This is a genomic window from Limnospira platensis NIES-39, from assembly GCF_026000695.1.
Classification (GTDB): domain Bacteria; phylum Cyanobacteriota; class Cyanobacteriia; order Cyanobacteriales; family Microcoleaceae; genus Limnospira; species Limnospira platensis.
Map to the genome: position 1 here is coordinate 5,708,676 of NZ_AP026945.1, position 13,228 is coordinate 5,721,903.

General features: G+C 44.8%; 13 protein-coding genes. 9 read left to right on the forward strand and 4 right to left on the reverse strand.

The annotated features are described in order from the left end of the window. Positions 1-38 precede the first annotated feature (38 nt). The 3 genes from N39L_RS27870 to N39L_RS27880 all read left to right on the forward strand — a co-directional run bounded on the left by N39L_RS27870 (position 39) and on the right by N39L_RS27880 (position 1,752). Positions 39-302 (forward strand): hypothetical protein, encoded by a 264-nt coding sequence (locus N39L_RS27870; protein ID WP_006616444.1) that lies wholly within the window; start codon positions 39-41, stop codon positions 300-302. 134 nt (positions 303-436) lie between these two features. After that, positions 437-703: a hypothetical protein gene (locus tag N39L_RS27875; RefSeq protein WP_006616445.1), complete on the forward strand. Its 267-nt coding sequence runs from the start codon at positions 437-439 to the stop codon at positions 701-703. 59 nt (positions 704-762) lie between these two features. Next, positions 763-1,752: an MvdC/MvdD family ATP grasp protein gene (locus N39L_RS27880; RefSeq protein ID WP_006616446.1), complete on the forward strand. Its 990-nt coding sequence runs from the start codon at positions 763-765 to the stop codon at positions 1,750-1,752. Here N39L_RS27880 and N39L_RS27885 read toward each other — a convergent pair. Further along, positions 1,730-1,873, reverse strand: coding sequence for a ribbon-helix-helix domain-containing protein (locus N39L_RS27885; RefSeq protein WP_231852013.1), 144 nt, complete (start codon positions 1,871-1,873; stop codon positions 1,730-1,732). The genes N39L_RS27880 and N39L_RS27885 overlap by 23 nt on opposite strands. A gap of 30 nt (positions 1,874-1,903) precedes the next feature. Further along, entirely contained in the window at positions 1,904-2,563 is a 660-nt protein-coding gene (locus N39L_RS27890) for a Uma2 family endonuclease (protein WP_014276997.1), read from the reverse strand. Between the two features lie 414 nt (positions 2,564-2,977). Between N39L_RS27890 and N39L_RS27895 the strand changes: the two genes are divergently transcribed. The 3 genes from N39L_RS27895 (at position 2,978) to N39L_RS27905 (ending at position 7,585) form a co-directional block, all read left to right on the forward strand. Further along, a complete protein-coding gene (locus tag N39L_RS27895; protein WP_014276998.1) occupies positions 2,978-4,708 on the forward strand; it encodes a diflavin flavoprotein in 1,731 nt (576 codons plus the stop codon). A gap of 94 nt (positions 4,709-4,802) precedes the next feature. After that, positions 4,803-6,527: a diflavin flavoprotein gene (locus N39L_RS27900; RefSeq protein WP_014276999.1), complete on the forward strand. Its 1,725-nt coding sequence runs from the start codon at positions 4,803-4,805 to the stop codon at positions 6,525-6,527. A 764-nt stretch (positions 6,528-7,291) separates the two neighbouring features. Continuing rightward, complete coding sequence (locus N39L_RS27905) at positions 7,292-7,585, forward strand: hypothetical protein (RefSeq protein ID WP_043468642.1); 294 nt, start codon at positions 7,292-7,294, stop codon at positions 7,583-7,585. Positions 7,586-7,654: 69 nt separating this feature from the next. On the opposite strand, the gene N39L_RS27910 is transcribed toward N39L_RS27905, so the two are convergent. Beyond that, the gene (locus N39L_RS27910) at positions 7,655-8,464 is read right to left on the reverse strand and encodes a nuclear transport factor 2 family protein (protein WP_006617643.1); all 810 of its coding nucleotides are present in this window, start codon (positions 8,462-8,464) and stop codon (positions 7,655-7,657) included. A 138-nt stretch (positions 8,465-8,602) separates the two neighbouring features. Between N39L_RS27910 and murG the strand changes: the two genes are divergently transcribed. Together murG and N39L_RS27920 are read left to right on the forward strand one after the other, a co-directional pair. Further along, positions 8,603-9,667 carry an undecaprenyldiphospho-muramoylpentapeptide beta-N-acetylglucosaminyltransferase gene (murG, locus tag N39L_RS27915; protein WP_006617642.1) on the forward strand — a complete coding sequence of 355 codons (1,065 nt, stop codon included), beginning with the start codon at positions 8,603-8,605 and terminating at the stop codon, positions 9,665-9,667. A 134-nt stretch (positions 9,668-9,801) separates the two neighbouring features. Further along, positions 9,802-10,458 carry a pentapeptide repeat-containing protein gene (locus N39L_RS27920; RefSeq protein WP_006617641.1) on the forward strand — a complete coding sequence of 219 codons (657 nt, stop codon included), beginning with the start codon at positions 9,802-9,804 and terminating at the stop codon, positions 10,456-10,458. 79 nt (positions 10,459-10,537) lie between these two features. On the opposite strand, the gene N39L_RS27925 is transcribed toward N39L_RS27920, so the two are convergent. Further along, positions 10,538-10,843: a hypothetical protein gene (locus tag N39L_RS27925; RefSeq protein ID WP_035737700.1), complete on the reverse strand. Its 306-nt coding sequence runs from the start codon at positions 10,841-10,843 to the stop codon at positions 10,538-10,540. 156 nt (positions 10,844-10,999) lie between these two features. Here N39L_RS27925 and N39L_RS27930 point away from each other — a divergent pair, with 156 nt between their 5' ends. After that, positions 11,000-13,192, forward strand: a complete 2,193-nt coding sequence (locus N39L_RS27930) for a tetratricopeptide repeat protein (RefSeq protein WP_006617639.1) — start codon at positions 11,000-11,002, stop codon at positions 13,190-13,192. Positions 13,193-13,228: the final 36 nt, after the last annotated feature.

Below are 13,228 nucleotides of genomic sequence, written 5' to 3' on the forward strand. Positions count from 1 at the left end.
ATACAGAAAATTTAATTTTAGCGCCCAGGAAAATACCAATGGTCAAGACATTAGGGGTTCAGGAAAAGACTTCTGACAAGTTACCGTTTGCAATGCTTTTTGCGGTAGAGCCTGCTTTTACCAGCATTCCTAAAGAGTCACTCGAACAGGAACTATGCTATAACCCCGTGCTTCAAATTAACAACGAAACTCAATTGAATCTGATTGTAGGTGGACAAACAAGTACAAGTCTGAAACGCTCAACTGGTACTGGGTTTTTTGAGGATTCAGATGAGGATACTATGGGTGATGAATATGAGTGATGAAAGTCAATAAATTGTTGATTATATAACCCATATAAATAGGTGGCTACCAATTTATAGCCGCCTATCTATTTAAACCTGTCTTCAATCAAGTTCTGGGATAAGTTTATTTGGTTAGAGGAATTGCAAATCCAATGGTTAAAACATTAGGGACTCAAAAAAATTGTTCCCACCAAATGCCTTTTGCTATGCTTTTTGCAGTAGAACCTGCTTTTACTAGCATTTCTGAAGAATATGGGCAAGAAAACCTTTGCTATAATGCTAGATTCCAAATTAACGAGGAAACTCAGTTAGCTAGTATTTCAGGTGTTCTAAATAGCACGAGTATCAAAAAGTCAACTAATAGTGGCTTGATAATATGGCATGGAGACAAAGACGACGATAATGTGGCTGATGAATGAAAATTACTGATAAAGTCCTCAATATAAAGTTTATTAAAGAATAGTTAATCCTCATCAATATGATTAAGCCCATCTTAGTAATTACGGATAAATGCGATGTTCACGCAGATTTTGTCACCATTGAACTCAGAAAACTAGGTGGCGATATTGTCCGCATGAATACCCAAGATATGGGTTGTAATTCAGACTTTACTTTGGGAAAATTAGACTTAGCAGAACCTTGGCATCTCAAATTCCACTTTAAAGACTCTGACAAAACAGTAACATCAGACAGTTTTGATACTATTTGGTATCGAAAACCAGAACAAGTTGAGCCAGACTCAAACATTACCGAAGAACACGCACAGGTTTTTGTCAAAGAGGAGTATAGCTATTTTTTACGCTCATTTTATAACCTGTACTCCCACAAAACATGGGTTAATCCGTTTTGGAATTTAAGACACTCCAGCCAAAAACTACCTAACTTGGAACTGGCACTAAAATTAGGATTAAAAGTTCCCAAAACTTTAATTACTAACAATCCCGAAGTTGCCAGAGAATTTGGGGAGAATTGTCAATGGGATTTACTGGTAAAAACATTTCATTTTTCCGGTTTTGTGGTGAATCAAACTGAGGCATGGCACTGCTTTGCTAAACGTATCGATAAGGAGCAGTTTCTTCAATTTGCGAAAACCATAAGTTTTGCTCCCACTTTTTTACAACAATACATCGATAAATCCATAGAGTTAAGGGTGACAATTATCGGAGAAGAAGTTTTTACCGCCGCAATTCATTCTCAGGAAATTGAAAAAACCAAGTCTGACTGGCGGGCAATAGATAGTTACCAGATTAAACACACTGTTTACGATTTACCCGTTGAGATAGCGCAGAAACTTTTGGCTTTTAACCGTCATTATTCTTTGGTATTCTCAACTTTCGATATGATTCTTACTCCTGAAGGGGAATACTACTTTTTAGAATGCAACCCTAACGGTCAATGGTATTGGATTGAGGAATTGACACAAATGCCGATGGCTAAAACAATGGCTAAACTGTTGATGAGTATTTAATTTTTGTAGATGCCATCAGAGGCTTATCATTTAACAGCCTAATACCTGTGGCGATCGCATCTTCAGCGGAAGGATACTTACCGCTTTCTACCAGACTTTCCAGAAAGCTCAATTTCTGCACTTAACGAGATATTCATTTCTAACCTCTGTTTTAATCCGGTTGAATAAAGGCTTGATGTTCTGGGGATGACAGTCCGGTTTGTAGGGTTGCCAAAACCGCCGCGAGATTATTTTGTAATAGTTGCGTTGCGTTCAACCATAAACCGGGAAACACGCCACTGCACAAAATCCCCTCATCATTGGGAGAAAGAGACTGATAAACTCCCTCCTCTAAATAAAACCAATCTAGTTTTTGGTCGAAGATTTGCCAAACTAGATATTCTTGTACCCCATTGCGCCGATAAACCCGTTTTTTATCCCCTAAATCGATCGCCGCACTACTAGCCGCAATTTCTACCACCAATTCCGGCGCGCCTTGAATGTAGCCGTATGAGGTGAGTTGAGAACTTCCCCCCGGAATCAACAAAACTCCATCAGGTTGAAATTCGTTGTCCGAGTCGAGGCGAACCGTGGGTTCAATCCCCATTGCTGTGGAGGGGGTAGCGGCTTGGTAAACGCCCAACCAGGTGATGAGACGACCGTGGGGTTCTGCATGGGTGGTAAACCGCAGGGGTGATGCCATATATACGACTCCTTCAATTAATTCGGCTTTCTGATCTGTAGTCATGGCGGCGTAACGTCGCTCAAATTCTCGATAGCTGAGGCGATCGCCATTTTCCAAAGGTGGATAGATCGGAGAAGTTAGCTGCATAGTATCGACCAAAGATTAGGGGACAGTTTGATTATAGCAATTGGGTAATCGCATTATTATCTTATTGTTAATCGCAATTCATCAGGTTGGCATAATATTAATCAGCACAGACTTGGGGCGATTTCCCATTGGTGATAGGGTGATAATTATTTCACTTATCCCCAACTGGCGACACTTACGTTAATTCCAGTGGCGTTAAGATTTCTTGAGCATATTCACCTATACCATCATCTCAGGTGCGATCGCCACTTTTCCAAATCTAACAATCATCAGAAAAGCCCAGAGAGTTCCCTATTCGGTTTTGTGGGTCTTAACCCATTGATAGGTTTTTCAAACCCCCACAGATTCGGTATCCGTGTCAGAATATCTGTAAACTTGCACACTATTAGATAGCTAAATTTTGGGAGGTCATACATGGTAGCCCTCACTGACCGGGTTAAAGCAGGTCGGTTGACCGTTGAGGTAGCAGAAGTTACTACAGACACCACCACAATTCGATCGCTTGATTGGGACCGCGATCGCTTTGATATCGAATTTGGTCTGCAAAACGGCACAACCTATAACTCATTTATCATTCGTGGCGACAAAACCGCCTTAGTAGATACATCCCACGCCAAATTTCGGCAACTATACCTAGACACTCTCCAAGGATTAATCGACCCCGCCGCCATTGATTATCTGATTATTAGCCACACAGAACCCGACCATAGCGGTTTAGTGGCTGATATTCTGCAACTAGCCCCCCAAATTACCGTCGTCGGCGCAAAAGTTGCCATTCAATTTTTAGAAAACCTAGTTCACCAGCCCTTTAAGTCTCAACAAGTTAAAAACGGTGATACATTAGACCTCGGTAACGGTCATGTGCTGGAATTCGTTTCCGCCCCTAACCTACACTGGCCTGATACCATTTTCACCTACGATCGCCAAACCGAAACTCTCTTTACCTGTGACGCTTTCGGAATGCACTACTGTTCCGATCTCACCTACGACTCAAACCTCGCCGACATTGAGGCTGATTATCGATTCTACTACGAATGTTTGATGGCTCCTAACGCCCGGTCTGTTCTCAGCGCCATTAAGCGTATGAAGCAACTAGGAACTATTACCACCATCGCCACCGGACACGGCCCCCTGCTGCGCCATAACGTTAAGGAATTGACCGATCGCTATCAAAAATGGAGTCAGGAACAGTCCAAAGCCGAAACCACGGCGGCGGTATTTTACTATTCCGATTTCGGTTATAGCGATCGTCTTTCCCAAGCGATCGCCCACGGGATTACTAAAACTGGTGTCGCTGTCGAAATGATGGATCTGCGATCGGCTGATAACCAGGAAATCCGCGAGTTAGCTAGTATGGCTACCGGATTAGTTATCGGAATGCCTCCGGTGTCTGGTGAAGATGCAGAACTTGCCGAACAAGCCATCAGCACCATTTTAGCATCTACCAACAAAAAGCAAACCTTTGGTTTGTACGAATCTGGTAGCGATAATAATTTGTCCGTTTACCCCCTGGAAGTCAAGTTTAAAGCCGCCGGACTTAAACCCGCTTTTCCCTCAATTCGGATTACCGAAACCCCCACCGAAAACACCTATAAACTCTGTGATGAAGCCGGAACCGATATGGGACAGTTACTCAGTCGGGATAAGGCTATTAAGCAGATGAAATCCCTAGATAGCGATGTCGATAAAGCCTTGGGTCGCATTAGTGGCGGGTTGTATATTATCACCGCTGCTAAAGGGGAAGTGAGTAGCGCTATGTTGGCTTCCTGGGTGTCTCAGGCGAGTTTTGAACCTCTGGGAGTAACTATTGCAGTTGCCAAAGATAGGGCGATCGAAGCCTTAATGCAGGTCGGTGATACCTTTGTTCTCAATGTCTTGGAGGAGAACAATTATCAAGCCTTGATGAAGCATTTTCTCAAGCGTTTTCCCCCTGGTGCTGACCGTTTTGAAGGCGTGAAAACTCAAGCCGCTAATAATGGCAGTCCGATTTTAAATGATGCTCTGGCTTATCTGGAATGTCGGGTAGCTAGTCGCATGGAATTAACCGATCATTGGATTGTTTATGCCACTATTGATGGCGGTCGCGTTAGTAACCCTGATGCTTTACCAGCCGTTCATCATCGCAAGGTCGGAAATCACTACTAAAAAATTCCTTGATGGCGGGTTGATTGATATCAAAAATATTGCCAAATCACCCGCCTTTTTTGGGTTTCTATGTTCACTATATCCATTTTAACAAATGTATAATTCAAAAGCTCGTGATGTTCAAGTTTTCTTAATTGGTAATGATACCAAGGTTTTGCGATCGCGCACTTGGGATAGACTCAAGTTTGAGGTGGAATATTCCCTACAACGGGGGACGACAGCTAATAGTTATCTAATCGAAGCTGACCAAGTGGCGATTATCGACCCTCCCGGAGAATCTTTTACCGCCAACTATCTTAAATCCCTGGAAGACCGCTTAGATTTTAACAACCTCAAATATGTGATTTTAGGGCATTTTAACGCTAACCGAGGCGCGACAATTAAAGCCTTGTTAGAAAAGGCTCCCCAAATTACTTGGGTGTGTTCTAACCCCGCTACCTTGGCGCTGCGGGAATTTTTCCCAGAATTAACCTTAAATATTTTAACAGTTAAAAGTGAGGAAAAATTAGACCTGGGTCGCGGACATGAACTGCAATTAATCACTGCACCAACTCCCCGATGGCCTGATGGTTTATTGACCTATGACCCCTGTAGTCAAATCCTGTTTACAGATAAGTTTTTTGGAGCCCATGTTTGCGGTGATCAAGTATTTGATGAAGGCTGGTCAGTCTACAGCGAAGACCGCCGTTTTTATTATGACTGTCTCCATGCGGCACAACCTAAAAAAATTCTGTCAATCTTAGATAAAATTGCTGAGTTATCACCCATTGATTTTTATGCCACGGGTCACGGTCCCTTAGTGCGCTATGGGATGAATGAATTAACTAATTTATATCGACAATGGAGCGAAAAACAAAAATCTCAGGATTTGAATGTGGCGTTGCTATATGCTTCTGCTTACGGGAATACCGCCTCTATTGCTCATGCGATCGCCAGAGGATTAACTAGGTCGGGAGTAGCGGTAGAATTGATTAATTGTGAACACGCTAAATCTACCGAAATTCAAACATCCGTCGAAAAATCCGATGGATTTATTATCGGTTCCCCTACCCTCGGTGGTCACGCTCCCACACAAATACAAACCGCTTTGGGAATTATCCTCAATACCGCATCAACTAATAAATTAGCCGGGGTTTTTGGTTCCTTTGGTTGGAGTGGAGAGGCGGTAGATTTAATCGCCGATAAGTTAAAAGATGCTGGCTATCAATTCGGCTTTGAACCAATTAGGGTCAAGTTTAAACCCACAGATATCACCCTACAAACCTGCGAAGAAACTGCTATTGATTTCGCTCAAATGTTGCGACGTGACCAAAAACGCCGCGCCTTAAAATCTACTTCCCAGTCTGCTAGTGCTGACCGAACTGCTCAGGCTGTAGGTCGTTTGGTAGGTTCCCTGTGCGTGGTCTCCTGTCGCCGTGGAGAGGTGGTAAGTGGGATGTTGGCTTCGTGGGTATCTCAAGCTACTTTTACCCCCCCAGGATTGACTGTGGCTGTGGCTCGCGATCGCGCTATGGAATCGATGACCCATATAGGCGATCGCTTTGTTTTAAACATTTTGGACGAAGGTAAACAACTCCGTAAACACTTTATGAAAAAGTTTGCTCCCGGTGAGGATAGATTTGCATCTTTATCAACCACAGAAGCCTCTAACGGATGTCTGATTTTAAATGATGCTTTGGCTTATTTAGAATGTGAGGTAAAAAACCGCATGGAATGCGGCGACCACTGGGTTATTTATGCTCAAGTCCAAAACGGCAAACTGTTAAATAATGAAGGTGTAACAGCAGTTCACTATCGCAAAACCGGAACTTTTTACTAATCCTCTCCTCAAAAGGCGAGCCCGTCAATCTTCCTGTGGGGAGGTTAGCAAATATAGCGGTTCGGTGGATTGGTGAGCTACTTTTCAAAGCCCCTCTCCCGTATGGGAGAGGGGTTTGGGGTGAGGGCTTTACCTCAAAAGGCGAGCCCGTCAATCTTCCTGTGGGGAGGTGAGGAAATACCCGGTTTGGGAAGGGCGGGTTTATCAATCTTCCTGTGGGGAGGTGAGGAAATACCCGGTTTGGTGGATTGGTGAGCTACTTTTCAAAGCCCCTCTCCCGTATGGGAGAGGGGTTTGGGGTGAGGGCTTTACCTCAAAAGGCGAGCCCGTCAATCTTCCTGTGGGGAGGTGAGGAAATACCCGGTTTGGGAAGGGCGGGTTTATCAATCTTCCTGTGGGGAGGTGAGGAAATACCCGGTTTGGTGGATTGGTGAGCTACTTTTCAAAGCCCCTCTCCCGTATGGGAGAGGGGTTTGGGGTGAGGGCTTTACCTCAAAAGGCGAGCCCGTCAATCTTCCCCTGGTGAGGTGAGGAAATACCCGGTTTGGGAAGGGCGGGTTTATCAATCTTCCTGTGGGGAGGTGAGGAAATACCCGGTTTGGTGGATTGGTGAGCTACTTTTCAAAGCCCCTCTCCCGTATGGGAGAGGGGTTTGGGGTGAGGGCTTTACCTCAAAAGGCGAGCCCGTCAATCTTCCCCTGGTGAGGTGAGGAAATACCCGGTTTGGGAAGGAAGGGCGGGTTTATCAATCTTCCTGTGGGGAGGTGAGGAACTCGGAGAACCCGCCCCTACAGGTCAAAAAGCGGGTTTATCAATCTTCCTGTGGGGAGGTTAGCAAATACCCCCCTTGGGAAGGGCGGGTTTATCAATCTTCCCCTGGTGAGGTGAGGAAATACCCAGTTTGGGGAGGGCGGGTTTATCAATCTTCCTGTTGGGAGGTGAGGAAATACCCGGTTTGGGAAGGGCGGGTTTATCAATTTTCCTGTGGGGAGGTTAGCAAATACCCCCCTTGGGAAGGGCGGGTTTATCAATCTTCCTGTGGGGAGGTGAGGAAATAGGAGAACCCGCCCCTACAGGATCTATCTTACCTAGTAGGGGCGAGAAATTTTTCGCCCCTATTATATCGATTAATCGACAACTCTCATGCGCTGGGTAATGGAGGTGATACCATCACGACGCATAAGAATAGTAGAAACCCAGTTATCCTCTGGTAATATCGGCGCTTGACCAATTTTGAAAATACCACCAGATGTTAAAAACTGAATAGATACAGGTGTAGGCTCAAAGTAAGCATTAGTATTAACGGGTTGGACGATCGCCCCTCCAATCAACAATTCCGAACCCAGGGGTTCTTCAACTATAGCATCAAGGCTGAATTCTCGACCCGTGAACACCTGTTCAGGAATATTCAATGTAACCGTTGGGGGAGCATCACCAGAAGTTAACTGGTTGCGTTCCGCTAAAATTTCCTGAGCGATAATCAGATCATTCTCAATGCGCTGTTGGGAAGTAATCCTCGATCGCAAAATTACATCGCGATCGGGAAAGCGTTTCACCCCTTCAATTTCCGTAACCGTTGTCGCAATAATCGCATTTCCATCTCGTTCCCAATCCTGCAAAGTCGTGCGATAATTAAGAGAGTAGTATTGTTCCCAAAAATGCCTTAAACCCCGTTTTAAAGTATCATGATTTAAACCATCAGTATTTTCAAAATCTGGAGCATAAAACCTCATCAACGCTTCCAGATTTTGGCGATTAGCTTCAGTCTCAATATTTTCTAGCAGCATTTTCAGTTCCGGTGGGGCGGTGTCTGGTTCGGATGCCCAAGCGCGATCGCTCCCCCAGCCTAAACCGCACCAGAGAGCAATTGTCAGAATGGCTGATAAAACTGGGGAAAAAGCCGGGTAGCGCAACGGAAAAATCACAAGGCGGGTCATAAGTATAGTTGTCAGTTGTGCGTCAGAGTGGTAAAGTAATCAGGAGCTAGGGATTTCCGTTGGGAACACCCCCTCTGATTCTTCCAGTGTTTTGATTGTAGCGAAATTATTGATTGAGTATCCAAAGGAAAAGCAGCCTTGACCGAGACACCCACGCGATTATTAGTTGCAGCCAGTGGTACTGGAGGGCATCTGTTTCCGGCGATCGCCACCGCCGATAGTCTTAGTGATTATCATATCGAATGGCTAGGAGTTCCAGACCGCCTGGAAACCCAGCTAGTTCCCCAAAAGTACCCTATCCATTCTATCGCCGTGGGTGGATTTCAGGGAAAACCCGGCTTAGGAACTCTCATGACCGGGACTCGTCTAGCCACCGCTATCCTCAAAGCCCGCCACCTCCTCAAACAGGGCAATTTTCAAGGCGTATTCACTACAGGGGGTTATATTGCCGCCCCCGCCATTTTAGCAGCTCGTTCCCTCGGTTTACCCGTCATTCTCCATGAGTCTAACGCCCTTCCCGGTAAAGTCACCCGCTGGTTAGCCCCTCGCTGTACCCAGGTGGCGATCGGCTTCGCAGAAGCCGCTAGATATCTTCCCAAAGCCAAAACTACCGTTGTGGGTACTCCTGTACGCGCAGCCTTTACCAACGAGTCAGAGCCCTTAGAATTCCCTATTCCTGACCATGCGCCGCTCGTCGTAGTGTTAGGAGGTTCTCAGGGCGCTGTAGCCGTCAATCGCTTAGTCAGAGCCGCCGCACCAGCTTGGTTAGATGCAGGTGTTTGGATCGTTCACCTTACCGGAAATCTCGACCCCGACGCTGACAGCCTCCAGCATCCCCACTATATTGCTATGCCTTTTTATGATCACATGGGAGCCTTGCTCAAACGCGCTACTTTCGCAGTTAGTCGCGCCGGGGCGGGAACTTTAACAGAATTGGCCATTACTAAAACCCCCGCTATTCTCATTCCCTATCCCTACGCCGCCGAAGACCACCAAACTTTTAACGCCAAAGTTTTTGCTAAACAAGGGGCGGCGGTATTAATTCAACAGCAGGACTTGACACCAGAAGAACTCCAAGGTAAAGTTTTGTATCTATTGGGTGACTCTACAGAACTCAATCGGATGGCTGAGGCGGCTGGGTCCTTGGCAGTGGTTGATAGCGCTAACCGCCTAGCTGACGTGGTTAGGGCCGTTGTTGTTTAGGTAGAAAATGCGATCGCAGCATCTATTTTAGATCCTGACTGTGATATCGATCAGCTTACGGTGAGATTTTACTCATTTCTTTCGGGCTCAAAATCAGTCATAGTAATAGTATCGAGAGTCGAGGAGGGTGTGGGATGAAATTATTAGCTTACGCAACCGCAACATTACTTGTTACCATTGGTATCGCTACTGCAGTTCGTGCAGAAAACCCCGCTCACCTGAAGCAGTTGCTGGAGACTAAAAGCTGTGAGGGATGTGATCTTACCGGGGCACAGTTACAAGGATTAGACCTTAGTGGTGCTAACCTGAGAAGGGCTGATCTCAGTGGTGCTGATCTTACTGGTGCTAATTTGAATGAGGCTAACTTCAACCGGGCTATCCTGGTTGAGGCTAACTTAACAGATACTAGCCTGATTGCAGCTAAACTTCACGGCGCAGACTTAACCCGTACTAACTTGAGGAATGCTAATCTAACCCTAGCGGGGATGGTGATTGCTGACCTGACTGATGCGAACCTCAGAGGTGCAAATCTAGTTGGTGCGAATTTGGAAAGTGCTGATTTAACTGGGGCGAATCTTCAAAATGTTCGTCAGTCTGTAGTTAGTTTGGGTTTGGTGCGTCTTCAAGAAGGAAGCCTATATGGCTTTGATATCATTGGTGTTAATTTGCGGGATACTGATTTAACAGGAACTAATCTAAGTGGGGCTGATTTGACTGCATCAGACTTAGCGGGCGCTAATTTGGATGATGCCAATTTATTCAATACTAATTTAATGAATGCCAGACGTTAAGAAGTTGGTCAATTATCTGACCATGAAAAGGAGGGGTATAGCCAGGCTATATCCCTCTTTTGTTGATTTTGAGATAGCTTTAAGATTCTTTGAGAGGGTCAATGTTGACGTGCATTTTCGATTTGCTTTCCTCATATTTATCGGAATTGGAGTCTCGATTTAATCCGGCTAATCCCCATACTAGGCTGACTAATGCTGCTTGATAAACTGCATGATTTCCTTCAGCGTTAGCTTTATCTATTAATGATTCATTGTTAGATTCATCGTTAACTGTTGGCTTATCTGTAATAACACCTCCTTCGTATTTAAGACTGGCTGAGTCTATAGCAGTTAAAGGTTCATATAATACTATTGTAGTCTCAATTGGCTCATTTTGTGTATACAAGAGTCGATGACCTCTATCAGGATCAAGGATAGATCTGAGCAATTGATCAAAATCCCCCCCCTGTACTGTTGTCAGTATCAACAGGCTATGATAGAAAAATAGGGTATCTCAGAATCAACTGAACCCATTTTTACCCATCAAACGAGATCTTATCAGATGTCTTCCCAGTTACCTTCTGTTTCTAACTCCCCATCTAACCCTAGTCCTGAAGTATTCTTGCACCAGGCTGAGACTTGTTATCTTCAGGGAGACTATGATCAGGCGATCGCCGCCTGTCAAAAGGCGTTAGAATTGAAACCTAACTGGCCTCCGGTTTATGTGACTATGGGTAATGTGTCTCAGGGTCGGGGTCAAATTCAAGAGGCGATCCGATACTATGCCAAGGCTTTAGAATTTGACCCGAATTTACCCCAAGCCCATGCTAATTTGGGTAGTATGTTCTATAAACAAGGACAATTGGAATCGGCGATCGCCAGCTATCAAAAGGCGATCGCCCTCAAGCCAGACTTAACCGCAGTTTATGTTAACCTCGCTCGTGCTTTGCGACAACTGGGGCGAGAGTCGGAAGCCTTAATAGTTGAACAAAAGGCTCATCAAATTAATTCCTCTACCGGGGGCGCAATTCATCTTTATAACCAGGGAAATCAACTCGTCAATGAGGGTAAATTAGAAGAGGCGATCGCCCTGTGGAAACAGGCTATTGTCGCTGACCCCAATCTGGCAGAAGCCTACTGTCAAATCGGTATAATTCATAGACATCAAGGCCAGCCGAAAGAAGCTATCCCCTTCTTAGAAAAGGCGATCGAATTAAAACCCAATTTTATCGCCGCCTATCAAAATATCTGTGGCATATATCGCGACTCCTCCGACCTCGCCTCCGCCCGGAATGCCGTAGAAAGCTACCTCAAAAATTGTGGTAGTATCGATCCGATTATGACCGCTATTTATGCCGTTAGTATCTATCAGGTTTCCGGTTTAAATGCCGTGGCTTTACCAAGATTTTTGCAGCTAGAATCACAAGTCCCGGCTTTACTAGCTCACACCAAACCAGTAGAGATTAAATCCCTTTATGCTAACCTATTATTCGCCCTGCCCTATCTGCGGGATGATTTAGAAAAGAATTATAAGCTACAACGATTAATTAGCGATCGCTATGTTAGCCTAATATCTCCTACTTCCACACCCACCACTATTCAAACCACTAAAGGATTTGGCAATATCCCCAGCCCCAAAACCGTGAAAATTGGGATTCTTTCTAAAAACTTTTGTCGTCATTCCGTCGGCTGGTGTAGTGCCGATGTCATTAAAGAATTAGCCGCCCTGAATACAGAAATTTATCTATATTGGAGCGATCGGCCTACCCGAGATAACCAAACTCCAGCATTTGAACAAGTTGCTCACAAAGTTTTTGCCCCCCAAAATTTCCCCCAGGGACTCCCCAACCCCCAAGAAATTGTGAACGCTATTCGCCAAGACCAAATCGATATTCTCCTAGACTTAGACTCTCTCAGTGTCCAAATTAATACCGAAATTTTAGCCCACCAACCTGCTCGCTTTTGTATATCTTGGCTAGGTTTTGATAGCCCTCAAATTTCCGCCGATAACTATTTTATTGGCGACCATTATACCCATCCCCCAGGGCGAGAATCTTATTATACTGAAAAATTAATTAGGATGCCTCAGACATTTATGGCCGTCTCTGGCTTCAAGAGAGTATCAGCAGATCAAAACCTCCTCAGACAAGCCTACCGTATTAGTCGCGACCAGGTGGTTTATTTGTGTGTAGCACCGGGACGTAAATTTAACCCTGATTTAGTGAAAGCCCAGGTCAATATCCTTAAACAAGTTCCCGATAGTATTTTAGTTCACAAAGCATTAGGAGATACCCAGATAATTCGTGAAACCTATGCGGCCGCTTGTAAGGCGATCGGTGTCGGTCAACATCGCATTAAACAAATAAGTCGATTTGCGACCGAAGAAGAACACCGGAAAATCTATATATTGGCAGATGTGCTATTGGATTCCTACCCCTACAATGGTGGTACTCATAGTTTGGAAGCCCTCTGGTTTAATACTCCCCTAGTCACTCGCCGAGGCTCACAATTTTTATCCCGCATGGGTTATTCTTTCTTAAAAGCAGTAGGTGTAGAAATGGGGATAGCCGACTCCTGGGAAGACTATCAAAATTGGGCTATCCGTTTGGGTCGTGAACCGGAACTTAGACAATCAATTCGCGAACAGTTAATGGCATCTAAAAACCCTGATAATTTAGCCCCTTTATGGAATCCTAAAGCCTTGGCTAAAGATTTATATTCCCACTTTCAACAATTACTCAATCAATCAACCTAATAATTACAATATATTTGACATTCTGGTAAATTTCCG